We start from the raw sequence: 16,325 nt of genomic DNA on the forward strand, positions 1-16,325 counted from the left end.
TACGTGATCATGATGGCCGTTCGGAACCCCGTTCGGTATGCATCTTCGGCTGGTGTCCCCGACTTCGCGCCATCGTTCGCGGTGGGTCGTGGCGGCTAGGCTGACGGCGTGTCTTTTGTCGCCGATCTACGCGTGGTCCTCCAGGGGAGAGATTTCCGGCGCTTGTTCGGCACCCGGCTGGTCTCCCAGTTCTCCGACGGGATCTTCCAGTTCGCGGTGACCGGGTTCGCGTTCTTCAGCCCCGAGAGCCAGACGACCGCGCTGCAGGTCGCAGCCGGGCTGGCGGTGCTGCTGTTGCCGTACAGCGTGCTCGGCCCCTTCGTCGGCGTCTTCATCGACCGGTGGTCGCGGCGGCAGATCCTCGTGATCGCGCCGTTCATCCGCGCCCTGCTGCTGTTCGTGGCCGCGGCGCTGGTGGCCACCGACGCGCCCGACCCGGCCTTCTACGCCGCGGCGCTCGGCGTGCTCGGCGTCAACCGGTTCTTCCTGGCCGCGCTCGGCGCCTCGCTGCCGCACGTCGTGCCGGCCGACCGGCTGATGGCGGCCAACGCCGTGACGCCCACCTCCGGCACCGTGGTGACGTTCATCGGCGCGGGCCTCGGCTTCCTGCTGCGCGACATCTTCGGCGGCGGCGACGGCGGCGTCGCGCTGCTCATGGTGATCTCGGGTGTCGTGTTCGGCCTGAGCGCGCTGGTCGCCCGGACGATGGGCCGCGAGCTGCTCGGCCCCTCCGACGACCCCGACCGGCCGCAGGCCCGCGAGGCCCTGCGCAACGTCGTGGTCGGCCTGGCCGACGGCGCCAGACACCTGGTGCGCCACCGCCGCGCCGCCAGCACCCTGGGCGCGCTGGCCGCCCACCGCTTCCTGTACGGCATGTGCACGGCGCTCGGCATCATCCTCTACCGCTACTACTTCACCGACGGCGACCCCGACGCCGCGCTGCAGGGCATCGGCCTGGTGGTGGCCGCCTCCGGCTTCGGCTACTTCATGGCCGTGATCATCACCCCCTACGCGACCGAGCGGTTCACCATCGAGCGGTGGGTGCCGATCGCGCTGGCCGCGGCCGGGGTGCTGACCGCGGTGCTGGTGCTGCCGTTCCAGGAGTGGGGGCTGCCGGTGGCCGGGTTCGTGCTGGGCGTGGCCGGGCAGAGCGTCAAGATCTGCGCCGACACGGCCGTCCAGCGCGACGTGGAGGACATCTACCTCGGCCGGGCGTTCTCCATCTACGACATGCTCTTCAACGGCATGTACGTGCTCGCCGCGGCCGCGGCGGCGGCGATCCTGCCGCCCGACGGCAAGTCGTACCTCGCCGTCGTGATCATCTCGGTGGGTTACCCGGTGGCGGCGCTCGCCTACCGGGCGATCACGTCGTCGTCACGCGCCCAGGTCGGTTGACCGAGCCCACTCCAGCAGCGCCTCGGTGGCGGCCTCCTTGCCGATCACGCCCTTGTCGAGCCTGAGGTCGAGCAGGAACTTGTAGGCCCGCCCCACGACCGGCCCCGGGCCGACGCCCAGCACGCGCTGGATCTCGTTGCCGTCGAGCTCGGGCCGGATCTTGGCGAGCTCCTCCTCCTCGGCGAGCCGGGCGATGCGCTCCTCGAGCTGGTCGTAGGTGCGCGACAACGCCGCCGCCTTGCGCTTGTTGCGGGTGGTGCAGTCGGCCCTGGTCAGCTTGTGCAGCCGGTCGAGCAGGTGGCCGGCGTCGCGGACGTAGCGGCGCACGGCGCTGTCGGTCCACTCGCCCGTGCCGTAGCCGTGGAAGCGCAGGTGGAGCTCGACCAGCCGGGCGACGTCGGCAATGACGTCCTTCGGGAACTTCAGCTCGGTCATGCGCTTCTTCGTCATCTGGGCGCCGACCACCTCGTGGTGGTGGAACGACACCCGCCCGCCGGGCTCGTGGCGGCGCGTCTTGGGCTTGCCGATGTCGTGCAGGAGCGCCGCCCAGCGCAGGATGCGGTCGGGACCGTCCTCCTCCAGGGCGACGGCCTGGTCGAGCACGGTCAGGGTGTGCTCGTAGACGTCCTTGTGACGGTGGTGCTCGTCGATCTCCAGGCGCAGCTTGGGCAGCTCGGGCAGCACGCGCGCGGCCAGCCCGGTCCGCACCAGCAGCCGCAGGCCCTCGCGCGGGAAGGCGCCGCAGACGAGCTTGTCGAGCTCGTCGCGGATGCGCTCGGCCGAGACGATCTCGATGCGGTCGGACATCGCCGTCATGGCCTCCAGGGCCGCGGGATCGACGGTGAAGCCGAGCTGGGAGGCGAACCTGGCCGCCCTGAGCATGCGCAGCGGGTCGTCGTCGAACGAGCGCTCGGCCGGCCCCGGCGTGCGCAGCAGCTTGGCGCGCAGGTCGCCCAGCCCGCCGTAGGGGTCGGCGAACTCGTGGGACGGCAGCCGCACGGCCATGGCGTTGACCGCGAAGTCGCGCCGCTCCAGGTCGGCCTCCAGCGTCTCGCCGTACATCACGTCGGGCTTGCGCGACTTGGGGTCGTACGACTCGCTGCGGTACGTCGTGACCTCGATCTGCCAGCCGCCCTTGCGCAGGCCGACGGTGCCGAAGTCGATGCCGATCGTCCAGACGGAGTCGGCCCAGTCCTTGACGATCTCGAGCACCCGCTCGGGGCGGGCGTCGGTGGTCAGGTCGAGGTCGTTGCCGATGCGGCCGAGCAGCAGGTCGCGCACCGGCCCGCCGACGAGGGCCAGCTCATGGCCGTGCGCGGCGAAGAGGCGGCCGAGCTCGTCGGCCACCGGGGCGATCTTGCGGAACAGGTCGGTCATGGCCCGCTGCTGGCTTTCGGTCAAAGTTGAGTCGGACAAACGAGTCGGGTCCTTCGGCTGATTCCGGAACATATCCCCCGAGCCACACCAGGTCCGGGTTACCTTCGGTCCAAGGACCGTCGGGGGCCATCGAATGAGGCAAGGAGGACTATATGAAGGACGCCCTCGCGATCCACCGCTGGCTCCTCGCACACCAGGTCCATCATGAGATCGTACGCCTTCCGCGGCCCATGACATGCGCGGAAGAACTGCCGGAGACGGTCTCCGCGGCGCCCGACAGGTGTCTGATGGTGACGGTGTTCGACGTGGTGACCAGGGCAGGCCGCGAGGTCGTCGCCGGGGTGACCTCCCCCGTCTCGCTGCCCCCGCGCCCCGGGGCGCTCGGCGGTCTGCTCGGCGCGCGGCAGGTCCGGCCGGCTCCCGCCCACGTGGTCAACGCCGCCACCGACTACGCCGACGGGCTCGTCTGCCCGCTGCTGCTGCCGGAGTCGCTGCCCGTCTTCATCGACGATCGGCTTCCCACGGACGCTGAGACGATCTTCATGCCCACCGGAGAGCGGCACACCGCGCTCGCCCTTCGCGGCCTCGACCTGCTGACTCACCTGCCGGGCAAGATAGTCGACCTACGCGGCTCGCGCCCCAGAGGATCACGTGGGGCGGTCGCGAGACGGCACTGAGCCCGTACCATTGCGGGCGTGCGTCGTCGTAGTCCAGCCCGGGCGTCAGCGTGATCCGTAAGGCCGCGCTGATCGCCGTGCTGCCCGCCGCGTTGCTCGCCCCCCTACTGGCGGCCGCGCCCGGCACGGCTGCCGCGCGGACACCGCAGGTGCTCGCCGCGCAGGTCAGGCAGACTCTTGCGGTGTCGATCGCGTCGATCACGCCGGAGGTGCCGAAAAACCCCACCGATGAGATCACCTTCACCGGCACGGTGCGCAACGACACCGGCACGGCGCTGTCCAACGTCGCCGTGCGCCTGCGCTACCAGGAGCAGCCCTTCACCGACCGGGCCTCCCTGGCCGCCTATCAGACCGACCAGAACACCCCGGTCCCGGTCAACGTCTCCCGGACCTCCAGGATGTACATCCCGACGCTGGCCGCGGGGGCCGAGGCGCGCTGGCAGTTCACCGCGACGCCCGTGCAGCTCGGCTACCGGTCGTTCGGGGCCTACCCGATCGCCGTCGACGTGGCCTCCAACGAGGTCCCCATGGCGGCGCAGCGCACCTACCTGACGTACGCGCCGCCCACCACCCCGAAGCCGCCGCGCAACAAGCTGGCCGTGGTGCTGCCGGTGATCGACCGGCCCCATCGGGCGACCGACGACCTGTTCGTCGACGACGAGCTCAGCCAGGAGATCGGCGACCGCGGCCGCCTGGCCGACCTGGCCCGCATCGCGCAGTCCGCGCCGAGCAGCACGACCTGGGTCGTCGACCCCGCGCTGCTCGACGACCTCGACACGATGTCGCGCGGCTACCGCGTCAAGGTCGACGACGACGAGCAGACCAGGCCGGCCAGCACGGCCGCGGCGTCGTGGCTGACCACCATGCGCACCTCCCTGGCCTCCTCCCCCGTGGTCGCGACCCCGTACGCCGACCCCGACGTGGCCGCGCTGGCCCACCAGGGGCTCGACACGCAGCCCGCGCGGGCCATCGAGCTGGGCGCGGAGAAGGCCGGCGCGCTGATCAGCCGTAACGCCAAGACCAGCGTCAACTGGCCGGCCTCCGGCCTGCTCGACCCCGACGCGCTCGACCTGCTGTCGATCAGCGGAGTCGACAGGGTCCTGCTCAACTCCTCCAACCTGCCGCCGCAGACGCCGCTCACCACCACGCCCGACGCCGCCGCGACGCTCGACTCGGTCAACGGCCCCGTCACCGCGCTGGTGGCCGACCCCGAGCTGAGCCGGCTGTTCGAGCCGGCGTCCGGCACGTCCACCCTCCTGAGCACGCAGCGCTTCATCGCCGAGACCGCGATGATCGCCGCCGAGCCCGGCCAGACCCGGCCACGGTCGCTGGTGGCCGCTCCCTCGCGGCGCTGGGACCCCAACCCGTCGCTGGTGACCGCGCTGCTGAAGACCGCGGGCCGGCTGCCGTGGCTGCGACTGACCAGCCTGGAGTCCATCAAGCCGGCCAAGCCGGCCGTGCCGCGCGCCGGGCTGACCTACACCGCGCAACAGCGCAAGGACGAGCTGAGCCGCAAATACCTGCAGCCGGTCAAGGAGCTCTGGACCCAGGCGCAGCTCACCTCCCTGGTCAAGGTCAACAAGACACAGTCCGCGTTCGACGCGGCGGTGCTGCGGCTGACCTCGTCGAGCTGGCGCGGCAGCGCGCGGGCGGGCCGGGCGCTGACCAAGCTGGTCGGCGCGGCCATCGACGCGACCACCGACAAGGTGCAGATCACCGGCGCGGGCCCCGACCGCCCCCGCACGCTCGCGGGCAGCGACGGCGTGGTGCCCATCAGCGTGCGCAACTCCCTGACCACCCAGGTCGAGATCATGGTCGACGTCAAGTCCGACAACCCCGAAGTGCTCCAGGTCGACTTCACGGAGCAGCTGACGATCGGCGGCGGCCAGAGCGGCACGGTCCAGGTGCCGATGAACGCCGCCCTCAGCGGCGACGCGACGGTGACCGTGCAGCTGCGCACGGCCGACGGCCAGCCGTACGGCGAGCCGCAGCGGCTGACGATCCGCACGACCGGCTACACCGGCATCGCCCTGGTGATCGTGGGCGCCGCGCTCACCGTGATGCTCGCCGCGGTGGTGACCCGGCTGCTGCGGCGCAGGTCGCAGCGGAAGCTCGCGCGTGCCGCCAAGTCCCGGGAGAGTGAGACCGTATGAGCCGCATGCTTCGGGCCAGCGCCATCATGGCGGCGGGCACCATGGTGTCCAGGGTCACGGGGTTCGTGCGGACGATGGTGCTCGCCTACGCCATCGGCACGGCGGCGCTGGGCGACGCCTACAACGCGGCCTACGCGATCCCGTACAGCATCCTCGACCTGCTGCTGCTCGGCGTGCTGAGCAGCGTCGTCGTGCCGATGATCGTCCGGGCGCAGCAGAACGACGCCGACGGCGGGCGGGCCTACGAGCAGCGGCTGCTCACCCTGGCCACGGTCGGGCTGGTGCTGGTCGCGGCGGTCGCCGTGCTGGCCGCGCCGCTGCTGATCGACCTCTACACCGACTGGGACCGCGGCTCCACCAAGTTCGAGGTCTCGGTCATGCTGGCCCGGTTCATCCTGCCGCAGCTGGCCTTCTTCGGGGTCGGCGCGGTGGCCGGCGCCATCCTCAACACCCGCGACCGCTACGGCGCCCCGATGTGGGCCCCCGTGCTCAACAACCTGGTCGTCATCGGCGTATTCGTGATGTACGCGGTGGTCGGCACCGGCAACGACATCGAGCGGGTCACCGACTCCGACCTGGCGCTGCTCGGCCTCGGCACCACCGCCGGCATCGTCGCCCAGGCGCTGGTGCTGATCGTGGCGCTGCGCCGGGCCGGGTTCTCCTTCGTCCCCCGCTTCGACGTGCGCAACGCCCGGCTGGGCGAGATGGTCAAGGTCGGCGTCTGGACGATCGGCTACGTGATCGTCACCCAGCTCGGCTTCGTGCTGACCACCAACCTGGCCAGCTCGGCGGGCAACGTGGTCGCCGGGCACGGCATCACCCCGTACACCCTGGCCTTCCAGCTCTTCCAGCTCCCGTACGGCGTCATCGGGGTCTCGGTGATCACCGCCATGCTGCCGCGCATGAGCCGGGCGGTGGCCGAAGGGCGGCTCGACGACGTGCGCGGCGAGTTCGGGTCGAGCGTGCGGCTGGTCTGCTCGATGATGGTGCCGGTGTCGCTGCTGCTGATGGTGATCGGGCCGGCGATCACCGTGCCGATCTACGCCCGCGGCGCCACCAGCGTCGCCGACGCCGTCTACATCGGCAACGTGCTGCAGGTCTACGGGCTGGCGCTGGTGCCGTTCGCGATCTTCCAGCTGCTGCTGCGGGTCTTCTACAGCTTCGGCGACACCCGCACGCCGGTGTTCATCGGCGCCGGCACGACCGCGGTCAACGCCGGTCTCATGGTGCTGTTCTACGTGCTGCTGCCGCCCGCGTACGCGGTGATGGGGCTGGCGCTGGCGTACGCGATCGCGTACGCGCTGGGGGCGGTGCTGGCCTGGATCCTCGCCAGCCGCCGGGTTCAGGGGCTGGGCGGCTGGGCCGTCGGCATGGCGATGACCAGGATGTATCTCGCCGCGCTGCCCACCGCCGTGCTGGCTCTGGCGAGCGTATGGGTGGTCACGGAGACCCTCGACGGGCTAGGGTTCCTCAACTCGGTGATCGTCCTTGCCGTCGGCGGCGGCCTGGGAATGCTGCTGTATCTCGGTGTGGCCCACAGAATGCGCATTCCCGAGGTCAACTCGATCGTTGGGATGGTCGCAAGACGGGTAGGTCGGTAAAGAACGCGGGCGGAATCTCCTCGGCACTACCATGGAGCCCGACACGCGCGAATGGAAGCAGGAGGGGCGTGGGCGGATCCACCCGGCATAGCGTGCCTTCGTGGGACACGCCCACGCAGGTGAGTCGAGTCATGAGCACGCCCGATCGGCGCAGCGGAGAGAGCCAGTGAGCACGTCGGCCGTCGAACCCGGCACCCGTCTCGCCGAGCGCTTCCGGCTGGAGGATCGCGTCAGCGAGTCCGATGGAGCCACGTTGTGGAAGGCCATCGACGAGATCCTGGCCCGGCCTGTCGCCGTGCACACGTTCTCGCCGGACTTCCCGCGCGTCCACGAGGTCGTCACGGCCGCCCGCGCGGCGAGCCGGCTCACCGACCCGCGCATCACCCAGGTCTTCGACGCCGCCGAGGACGACAAGGCGGCCTACGTCGTCAGCGAGTGGGTCACCGGCGAGACGCTGACCGACCTGCTCGCCTCGGGGCCGCTGGAGCCCGAGCGGGCCGCCGGCCTGGTCGCCGAGGCGGCCGAGGCGCTGGCGCACGCCCACGAGGCGCAGCTCTACCACCTGTGCCTGCGCCCGGCCCACCTGGTGTGGACGACCGGCAACACGGTCAAGGTGCTCGGCGTGGCCGTCGACGCCGCCCTGTCCGGCCTCACCACCGACCAGCCGGCGCTCGACGACGCCGAGGGGCTCGGCCGGCTGCTGTACGCCGGGCTGACCGGTCACTGGCCGGGCGACGAGGAAGAGGGCGGCCTGCCGGCGGCTCCGATGACCGACGGCCACTTCTGCTCACCCCGTCAGGTCACCGCCGGCGTTCCCGGCTACCTCGACGCCGTGACCGTGCGCGCCTGCCTGCCCGAGTCGCGCAAGGGGCAGAGCCCGCTGACCAGCCCGTCCGAGGTCGCGGACGCGCTGGCCGACGTGGCCAGGCCGATGCCCATCCCGATCTCCTACCCCTCCACCCCCGCGGTGGCCTCGGCCTCCCACACCGAGGGCCTCGACATCGCCCACCGTCAGCAGACCGCGATGGCGCCGCGGCCGCCCGCGCCCCGCCCGCCCGCCAACGGAGGCGGCGGCAGCACGCTCAACCGGGTGCTGATGACGGTGGTGGTGGTGCTCGTCATCGTGGCGGTCGGCGTCGGCGCGTGGACCATCGGCCGCAGCCTCGGCAGCCCGACCGATCCCGCCGAGGCGGGCGGCACGACCACCGCCACCACCGCGCCCGCCACGGCGCAGGAGGTGGAGGCGGTCAAGCCCGACAAGGCCAGCGGCTTCGACCCGCTGGGCGACGGCGACGAGAAGTCCGACATCGCCAAGCTCGCCATCGACGGCAAGCCCGGCACGTTGTGGAAGACCGAGACCTACACCAGCGCCGACCTGGGCCGGTTGAAGGACGGCGTCGGCCTGCTGCTCGACATGGGCAAGTCGATGCAGATCAGCGACGTCGAAGTCACGCTGTCGGATGCGTCCGGCGCGAGCGTCGAACTGAAGGTGGGCGACTCCGCCGAGCTGGGCTCGCTGAAGACGGTGGCGACCGAGAAGGACGCGTCGGGCAAGACCACCCTGACCCCCGAGGAGGCGACAAGCGGCCAGTACGTTTTGATCTGGTTTACGCGTGTTCCGACGGATGCAGGCACTTTTCATGGCACCATCTATGAGGTAGTGGTGCACTCTCCCGGATCGGCATAATCAGGAATCCCTCTTGTGAACTCCCCACCCGAGACACCCTCATCAGCGGAGCGGCCGTCGGTCACCGACGCCGAGCTGCTGACCGCGCACATCAACGGGGATCCACACGCCTTCAGCGAAATCGTCAAACGCCACCGCGACCGCATGTGGGCGGTCGCCCTGCGGACGCTGGGTGACCCTGACGAGGCCGCCGACGCCGTGCAGGACGCCTTCGTCTCCGCCTACCGCAAGGCCGGCTCCTTCCGCGGTGAGGCCGCCGTCACGACGTGGCTGCACCGCATCGTGGTGAACGCCTGCCTCGACCGGATGCGGCGCAAGTCCGTACGCCCGGTCGCCGACGACGAGCTCATCGAGGCCGCGGAGCGCGAGACCCCGATGCCCGACCAGACCGTCGAGCGCGAGGTCTCGATGGAGGTTTCGGCCGCGCTGAAACTCCTGCCCGGCGACCAGCGGGCGGCGCTGGTGCTGGTCGACATGATGGGCTATTCGGTCGAAGACGCAGCTCAGGTGCTCCAAGTGCCCAGCGGCACGGTGAAGAGCAGGTGCGCCCGAGGACGCGCGAAACTTGCCCCAATTCTTTCGCATCTGCGGAACCGATCCGAAGCCAATCGCGTCTCATCCGCGAAGGGAGCAGAACTTCGTGACGGGTGATACGCACTACGATCTGGAGATCCTCGCCGAATTGGCCGAGGGTCTCTTGGACGCCGACACGGCACAGCGGGTCCGCGAGCATCTCGTGGTCTGCGACCCCTGCGGGGAGCTGCTGGCCGACCTGGCGGCGGTTCGCGAGGTGCTCGCGGCGACCCCCACACCGGCCATGCCGATGGGCGTCGCACTGCGCATCGACAAGGCGCTGGCGGCCGAGGCCGAGTCCCTGCAGGGCGGCGGCGTCGGTCTCGCGGAGCCGCCGGACTGGGACGAGCTCATGCGGGACGCCCCATGGGAGCGGCCCGCCGCCTCCGGCGACGTCCCCCAGCAGGTCCCGGAGCAGCCGGTGCGCCTCGGCGTGGTCGCCGACGACGGCACTGTCGTGCCGGCCCGGCGCCGGGCCCCACGGCGGCGCCGCTGGGCGATGCCGGCGGTCGCGGCCGCCGCTGCGGTGGCGGTGGTGGGCACGGCGGTGACCGCCACCGGCCTGCTCGTGGCGGGCGGGGACGGCGCGAGCGTCGCGCCACCGGTCGCCCTGCCGTCGCAGTCGTCAGCGCAGCCTTCGGCGCAGCCGAGTTCCGAGCCGCTGCGCGCACGGGCATACGTCGTGACCAACAGCGACCACAACTACAGCGACCCCGAGCTGCGGATGCGGCTGAACGACCTGCTCGGCCCCGCACCCGCACTGAACGGCGCCTCCTCCGAGAGCGACCAGGTCGCCAAGTGCGTCAGCGCGGTCTCCAAGCGCAGCAAGCTCGACGTCTTCGCGGTCGACCGCGGCCAGTACAACGGCCAGGAGGCCATGGTCGTGGCCTCCTGGAAGAACCGGGCCACCGAAAGGGTCCGCATCGACATCGTCGACCCGTTCAACTGCAAGAACCTGCGTAAGCCCGCCCTGGGCCGCTGGTAGGCCGGAACACCTCGTCAGAGCCCGCTTCGGCGGGCTCTTTCGTCTGTCCGGCGCGTCGTCGCCGCGTCGCGGGGTAGGGCAGGGAATCACGGCGGCCTAGGATCTGTTGAGCCGGTTGGCAACAGCAGACGAGGAAGGCGTGGGGCGTTGAGCGACGTTCGTAACGTGATCATCATCGGGTCCGGCCCGGCGGGCTACACTGCGGCCGTCTACTCCGCACGCGCCGAGCTCAAACCACTGGTCTTCGAGGGCTCCGTCACGGCCGGCGGCGCGCTGATGAACACCACCGACGTGGAGAACTTCCCGGGATTCCCGGACGGCATCATGGGCCCCGACCTGATGGACAACCTGCGCAAGCAGGCCGAGCGGTTCGGCGCCGAGCTGGTCGCCGACGACGTGGTCGAGGTCGACCTGAAGGCCGAGCCGAAGGTCGTCAAGACCCACACCGACACCTACTACGCCAAGTCCGTGATCCTGGCCATGGGCTCCGGCTACCGCGAGCTCGGCGTGCCGGGCGAGAAGCGGCTGTCCGGGCGTGGCGTGTCGTGGTGCGCGACCTGTGACGGCTTCTTCTTCCGCAACAAGGACATCGTGGTCGTCGGCGGCGGCGACACCGCGATGGAGGAGGCCATGTTCCTGACCCGGTTCGGGCGCATGGTGACCGTGGTCCACCGCCGTGACTCGCTGCGGGCCAGCAAGATCATGCAGGATCGCGCGTTCGCCAACGAGAAGATCCGCTTCGTCTGGGACTCCGAGGTCGCCGACGTGATGGGCGACACCAGGGTCGAGGCCGTGAAGCTGCGCAACGTCAAGACCGGCGAGGAGTGCGAGCTGGCCACCGACGCGCTGTTCGTCGCGATCGGCCACGACCCCCGCACCGAGCTGGTCAAGGGCCAGATCGACCTCGACGAGAACGGCTACATCAAGGTGGCCTCCCCCAGCACGGCGACCAACATCGACGGCGTGTTCGCCGCGGGCGACGTCGTCGACCACACCTACCGCCAGGCCATCACCGCGGCCGGCACCGGCTGTGCTGCCTCGCTCGACTCAGAGCGCTGGCTGGCCAACAACGAGAAGTAAGGAGCGCACCGTGAAGGCTGTCACCGACGCCACGTTCGAGTCCGAGGTACTCAAGAACGACAAGCCCGTCCTCGTCGACTTCTGGGCCGAATGGTGCGGCCCGTGCCGCCAGGTCTCCCCGATCCTGGAAGAGATCGCCAAGGAGCACGCCGACAAGCTCGAGATCGTCAAGCTCAACATCGACGAGAACCCTGAAGTTCCGCGCCAGTACGGTGTGCTCCAGATCCCGACGATGAACGTCTACAAGGGTGGCGAGGTCGTGAAGCAGATCATCGGCGCCAAGCCGAAGGCCATGCTGCTGCGCGAGCTCGAGGGCATCATCTAGCACGTTCAGCGGATGGGCCCCGCGGCCGTCGGCCGGGAGCAGCACTGGAACGGCCCTGCCCCCGGCCGACCCGCTCGTGGCGCGCTTCGCCCTGCCCCTCGCGACTCGATCGCGGGGGGCTTTCGCGTGTGTACGGGTCTGAGGGGTCGTCAGACGGGCCGCAGAGCCCGCTCCGGGCTCATGGAGCCGAGGAGGCGCTCCAAGGCCACCTCGACGTCCTCACGCCACGAGACGGCGTTCTTGAGTTCGAGCCGCAACCGCGGAAACCTCAAATGCGGACGAACAGTTTTAAACCCCACAGAAAGCAAGTATTCCGCCGGTACTATGCAACTCGGCTCTTCCCACTTGAGATCTCCGAAAGCTTCAATGGCCTTGACTCCGCGCCTGGTCAAGTCTTTGGCCACGCCTTGGATGAGCATGCGCCCCAGCCCGCCGCCGGAGAACTCGGGAATGATGTGGGCCGTCATCAACAACACCGCGTCGGCGCTCACCGGCGACGTGGGAAACGCCAGCGAACGCGGGGTGTAAAGCGGCGGGCTGTAGAGGACGAACCCGGCCGGGACCCCATCGACGTAGACAATCTTCCCGCAGCTCCCCCACTCCAGCAGCGTGGCGGAGATCCAGGCTTCCTTCTCCAACCCCGGATCACCCGACTCCGTCGCACGCTCGCTGTTGACGGGGTCGAGCTCCCAGAACACGCACCGCCGGCAGCGCCGCGGAAGATCTTCAAGATTGTCCAGGGTTATGTTGACCAGTCGGCGCGACAACTACCGCCCCTATCGTTGACCCGGAAAAGCGCGCGAAAACCGCGTCCACAACTGGCATCGTAGCCCAGTGAAGATGCAGCCAGCGGACACCACGACGGTCGTGCCCGGTCACGGGGGACATGCCCGACTGGCGTAATCTGGTATTTCCGCCCGATATGACACCTAGGAGGTGGGCCGTGACGGAAGAGCTGAATCACGGTCAGACACCCGCGACCCAAGGGTCGCGCATCGACGCCTACGTCGATCGGTACGCGGCGCGAGCCGCCGGGATGGTCGCCTCCGAGATTCGAGCTCTGTTCGCCGTCGCGTCGAGGCCCGAGGTGGTCTCGCTCGCCGGCGGCATGCCGTACGTCACGGCGCTTCCCCTCGACATGGTCGGGGAGCTGGTCTCCGACCTCGTCACCAGGCGCGGCCCGGTGGCGCTGCAGTACGGCTCGGGGCAGGGCGATCCGCACCTGCGCGAGCAGATCTGCGAGGTCATGAGGCTGGAGGGGATCAACGCCGGGGCGAACGACGTGGTCGTCACCGTCGGGTCGCAGCAGGCACTCGACCTCATCACCCGGATCTTCATCGACCCGGGTGACGTGGTCCTCGCGGAGGGGCCCTCCTACGTGGGGGCCTTGGGGACGTTCTCTGCGTACCAGGCGAAAGTCGTTCACATCGCCATGGACGACCAGGGCATCGTGCCAGAGTCGCTGGCTCAGACCATCTACGCGCTGGAGACCGCCGGCGCGCCCATCAAGTTCCTCTACACGATCCCGAACTTCCACAACCCCGCCGGCGTCACGCTCAACATCGCGCGGCGTCAGCAGGTGCTCGACATCTGCCAGCGGGCCGGGATCCTCATCATCGAAGACAATCCGTACGGACTGCTCGGGTTCGACGGGGAGCCTATGCGGGCCCTGCGCGCGGACAATCCCGACGGCGTGGTCTATCTGGGGTCGTTCTCGAAGACCCTCGCGCCCGGGTTCCGCGTCGGGTGGGCGCTCGCGCCGCACGCCATCCGTGACAAGCTCGTGCTCGCCATGGAGTCGGCCGTGTTGTCCCACTCCTCGTTCACCCAGCTGGCCGTCGGCCAGTATCTCGCCACGCAACCGTGGCGTGAGCAGATCAAATCGTTCAGGGAGCTCTACCGGGAGCGCCGCGACGCGCTTCTCGAAGCGCTCGACGCGCTGATGCCGCCCGAGGTCACGTGGACACGTCCCGCGGGCGGCTTCTTCGTCTGGGCGACGTTGCCCGAAGGGCTCGACTCCAAGGCCATCCTGCCGCGGGCCGTGGCCGAGCGGGTGGCGTTCGTCCCGGGGACGGGGTTCTTCTCCGACGGCAGCGGCGCCCGGCACATGCGTCTGTCGTACTGCTACCCCGAGCCCGACCGCATCAGGGAAGGCGTGCGCCGGCTCGCCAGCGTGATCGAGCAGGAGATGCAGCTGCGCGACACGTTCGGCACTGGGTCCGCGATCGACCGCCAGGGCGTCGACACACCAGGCCCCGACCTCGCCTGACGCGACCACCACCGAGGGGGCCGGGGCTTGACGAACCGGCCCCCTCGTTCTGCCCAACACCAAGAATTCCCCTCGTCGAACGGCCGAGATGGGATGGGATCGCCGGAGAAAGCACCTCCCGTGCAGCATTCGCCCCCCACGCCGGTACCGTTGGACAGCGGTGGGATCAGCGGAGGAGAAGTGATGAGCGATCTGGGCCACGTGCTGGTGCTGGCCGGAGGCCTCTCCTACGAGCGGGAGGTCTCTCTGCGCTCGGGTCGCCGGGTCAGCGAGGTGCTGCGCGCGGCGGGCGTCGACGTGGAGACCCGCGACACCGACGCGTCGCTCGTCCCGTCGATCCTCGCCGACCCGCCCGACGCCGTCTTCGTCACGCTCCACGGCGGAGCCGGTGAGGACGGCGCGATCCGCTCGGTGCTGGAGCTCCTCGACGTCCCGTACGTCGGCGCCGGTCCCGACGCGTGCCGGGTGGCCTACGACAAGCCCACCGCCAAGGTCGTCATCCGCTCGGTCGGCCTGCACACCCCCGAGTCCGTCACCCTGCCGAAGGAGACGTTCCACGACCTCGGCGCCACGGCCGTGCTCGGCCGCATCGTCGAGCGGCTCGGGCTGCCGCTGTTCGTCAAACCCGCCCGTGGCGGCTCCGCCCTCGGCGCCTCCTTCGTCCGTACGGCCGAGGAGCTGCCCGCCGCCATGGTCGGCTGCTTCGCCTACGGCGACACCGCGCTGATCGAGCGGTACGTCGAGGGCGTCGAAGTCTCCGTCTCCGTCGTCGACCTCGGCGACGGGCCGGTGGCGCTGCCGGCGGTGGAGATCGTGCCCGACGAGGGGGTCTACGACTACGCCGCCCGCTACACGGCCGGCCGTACCGAGTTCTTCGCCCCCGCCCGCCTCACACCCGCCGCGGCCGCCGCGTGCGCCGAGGCCGCCGTGACCGCCCACACCGCGCTGGGGCTGCGTGACATCTCCCGTACGGACCTGATCGTCGACGCCGACGGCGTGCCGCACTTCCTCGAGGTCAACGTGGCGCCCGGCATGACGGAGACGTCGCTGCTGCCGATGTCCGCCGAAGCCGCCGGGCGGGACCTCGGCGAGCTGTGCCGTACCCTCCTGCAGAACGCCACCAACCGCTGACCGGTCGCGTGGCGGCGAAACCGGGCTGAGTAGCCTGGGCCTGTGCTGATCGATTCGATGTACCCCAAGAGTTTCGCCAGCGACAACCACGCCGGCGTGCACCCGGCCATCCTCGACGCCATCGCCGCCGCCAACCAGGGCGACGCGCCCGCGTACGGTGACGACACCTGGACGGCGGCGTTCGAGGAGCGGGCCAAGGAGGTGTTCGGCTCGGCCGCCCAGGCCTTCCCCGTGCTCAACGGCGCGGGCGCCAACATGGTCGGTCTCGCGCTCATGCTCGGCCGCTACGACGCCGTCATCTGCGCCGCCGACGCCCACATCGCCACCCACGAGGCGGGCGCGGCCGAGCGGCTGCTGGGCGTGAAGCTGATGACCGTCCCCACCGAGGACGGCAAGCTCCGACCCGCCGACATCACGTCACGCCTCGGCGGCATCGGCAATCCGCACGAGCCGCAGCCGACGGTGGTCTCCATCTCCCAGGTCACCGAACTCGGCACCTGCTACACCCCCGACGAGATCGCCGCCCTCGCCGACACCGCCCACCACAACGGCCTCCGGCTCCACGTGGACGGCGCCCGGCTCGCCAACGCCGCCGCGTTCCTCCACTGCGACCTGAAGGCCGTCACGACGGACGCCGGCGTGGACGTGTTCAGCTTCGGCGGCACCAAGAACGGCGCCCTGGCGGCCGAGGCCGTCGTGGTCGCCGACGATTCGCTCGCCCACGCCGTACCGTTCCTGCGGCGCCAGTCGCTCCAGCTCGCCTCGAAGATGCGCTTCGTCTCGGCGCAGCTGTCCGCCCTCCTGACGGACGACCTCTGGCGCCGGAACGCGGCCCACGCGAACGCGATGGCCATGCGCCTGGCCGACGGTCTGGCGGACGTGCCGGGCGTGTCGCTGGCGTACCCGGTGGAGGGCAACGCCGTCTTCGCCACCCTCCCCCACGCCGCCACCGAAACCCTCCGCCGGCGCTACCTCTTCCATTACTGGGACGAGCCCGCCGGCACGGTCCGCTGGATGACCGCCTTCGACACCACCCCGGACCAGGTGGACGACTTCCTCAAAGACCTCCACC

The 16,325-nt window shown here is 70.3% G+C and carries 14 protein-coding genes; 12 read left to right on the forward strand and 2 right to left on the reverse strand.

Annotated features, from left to right (window positions below):
- The first annotated feature begins 108 nt into the window (after positions 1 to 108).
- Positions 109 to 1,395, forward strand: coding sequence for an MFS transporter (locus C1J01_RS04195; protein ID WP_111176147.1), 1,287 nt, complete (start codon positions 109 to 111; stop codon positions 1,393 to 1,395).
- Here C1J01_RS04195 and C1J01_RS04200 read toward each other — a convergent pair.
- Positions 1,375 to 2,772: a CCA tRNA nucleotidyltransferase gene (locus C1J01_RS04200; RefSeq protein ID WP_438943089.1), complete on the reverse strand. Its 1,398-nt coding sequence runs from the start codon at positions 2,770 to 2,772 to the stop codon at positions 1,375 to 1,377. The two genes, C1J01_RS04195 and C1J01_RS04200, sit on opposite strands and share 21 nt — an antisense overlap.
- A 152-nt stretch (positions 2,773 to 2,924) precedes the next feature.
- Here C1J01_RS04200 and C1J01_RS04205 point away from each other — a divergent pair, with 152 nt between their 5' ends.
- The 8 genes from C1J01_RS04205 (at position 2,925) to trxA (ending at position 11,853) form a co-directional block, all read left to right on the forward strand.
- The gene (locus C1J01_RS04205) at positions 2,925 to 3,449 is read left to right on the forward strand and encodes an aminoacyl-tRNA deacylase (protein ID WP_111176151.1); all 525 of its coding nucleotides are present in this window, start codon (positions 2,925 to 2,927) and stop codon (positions 3,447 to 3,449) included.
- Positions 3,450 to 3,499: 50 nt separating this feature from the next.
- Entirely contained in the window at positions 3,500 to 5,602 is a 2,103-nt protein-coding gene (locus tag C1J01_RS04210; RefSeq protein ID WP_111176153.1) for a DUF6049 family protein, read from the forward strand.
- Complete coding sequence (murJ, locus tag C1J01_RS04215; RefSeq protein WP_235854245.1) at positions 5,599 to 7,203, forward strand: murein biosynthesis integral membrane protein MurJ; 1,605 nt, start codon at positions 5,599 to 5,601, stop codon at positions 7,201 to 7,203. The genes C1J01_RS04210 and murJ overlap by 4 nt, the downstream gene beginning before the upstream one ends.
- A gap of 166 nt (positions 7,204 to 7,369) precedes the next feature.
- Positions 7,370 to 8,890, forward strand: coding sequence for a protein kinase family protein (locus C1J01_RS04220; protein WP_111176155.1), 1,521 nt, complete (start codon positions 7,370 to 7,372; stop codon positions 8,888 to 8,890).
- Between the two features lie 15 nt (positions 8,891 to 8,905).
- A complete protein-coding gene (gene sigM / locus C1J01_RS04225) occupies positions 8,906 to 9,541 on the forward strand; it encodes an RNA polymerase sigma factor SigM (RefSeq protein ID WP_111176157.1) in 636 nt (211 codons plus the stop codon).
- Positions 9,531 to 10,448, forward strand: coding sequence for an RsmA family anti-sigma factor (locus tag C1J01_RS04230; RefSeq protein ID WP_111176159.1), 918 nt, complete (start codon positions 9,531 to 9,533; stop codon positions 10,446 to 10,448). The genes sigM and C1J01_RS04230 overlap by 11 nt, the downstream gene beginning before the upstream one ends.
- Before the next feature lie 147 nt (positions 10,449 to 10,595).
- The gene (gene trxB, locus C1J01_RS04235) at positions 10,596 to 11,528 is read left to right on the forward strand and encodes a thioredoxin-disulfide reductase (protein ID WP_111176161.1); all 933 of its coding nucleotides are present in this window, start codon (positions 10,596 to 10,598) and stop codon (positions 11,526 to 11,528) included.
- Positions 11,529 to 11,538: 10 nt separating this feature from the next.
- Positions 11,539 to 11,853 carry a thioredoxin gene (gene trxA, locus C1J01_RS04240; RefSeq protein ID WP_111176163.1) on the forward strand — a complete coding sequence of 105 codons (315 nt, stop codon included), beginning with the start codon at positions 11,539 to 11,541 and terminating at the stop codon, positions 11,851 to 11,853.
- Between the two features lie 149 nt (positions 11,854 to 12,002).
- On the opposite strand, the gene C1J01_RS04245 is transcribed toward trxA, so the two are convergent.
- Positions 12,003 to 12,620: a GNAT family N-acetyltransferase gene (locus C1J01_RS04245; protein ID WP_111176165.1), complete on the reverse strand. Its 618-nt coding sequence runs from the start codon at positions 12,618 to 12,620 to the stop codon at positions 12,003 to 12,005.
- A 269-nt stretch (positions 12,621 to 12,889) separates the two neighbouring features.
- On the opposite strand from C1J01_RS04245, the gene C1J01_RS04250 reads away from it, so the two are divergent.
- The 3 genes from C1J01_RS04250 to C1J01_RS04260 all read left to right on the forward strand — a co-directional run.
- A complete protein-coding gene (locus C1J01_RS04250) occupies positions 12,890 to 14,122 on the forward strand; it encodes an aminotransferase-like domain-containing protein (RefSeq protein ID WP_235854246.1) in 1,233 nt (410 codons plus the stop codon).
- A gap of 183 nt (positions 14,123 to 14,305) precedes the next feature.
- Complete coding sequence (locus C1J01_RS04255; RefSeq protein ID WP_111176169.1) at positions 14,306 to 15,253, forward strand: D-alanine--D-alanine ligase family protein; 948 nt, start codon at positions 14,306 to 14,308, stop codon at positions 15,251 to 15,253.
- A 42-nt stretch (positions 15,254 to 15,295) separates the two neighbouring features.
- A partial coding sequence (locus tag C1J01_RS04260) for a threonine aldolase family protein (protein ID WP_220039721.1) occupies positions 15,296 to 16,325 on the forward strand: 1,030 nt, incomplete at its 3' end.

It is taken from the genome of Nonomuraea aridisoli (assembly GCF_003236395.1).
GTDB classification, from domain to species: Bacteria; Actinomycetota; Actinomycetes; order Streptosporangiales; family Streptosporangiaceae; genus Nonomuraea; species Nonomuraea aridisoli.

Excerpts from the sequence above, each read along its gene's own strand:
- C1J01_RS04200 (WP_438943089.1), bottom strand. The coding sequence starts at position 2,772 with ATGACCGACCTGTTCCGCAAGATCGCCCCGGTGGCCGACGAGCTCGGC.
- C1J01_RS04205 (WP_111176151.1), top strand. The coding sequence starts at position 2,925 with ATGAAGGACGCCCTCGCGATCCACCGCTGGCTCCTCGCACACCAGGTC.
- murJ (WP_235854245.1), top strand. The coding sequence starts at position 5,599 with ATGAGCCGCATGCTTCGGGCCAGCGCCATCATGGCGGCGGGCACCATG.
- C1J01_RS04250 (WP_235854246.1), top strand. The coding sequence starts at position 12,890 with ATGGTCGCCTCCGAGATTCGAGCTCTGTTCGCCGTCGCGTCGAGGCCC.
- C1J01_RS04255 (WP_111176169.1), top strand. The coding sequence starts at position 14,306 with ATGAGCGATCTGGGCCACGTGCTGGTGCTGGCCGGAGGCCTCTCCTAC.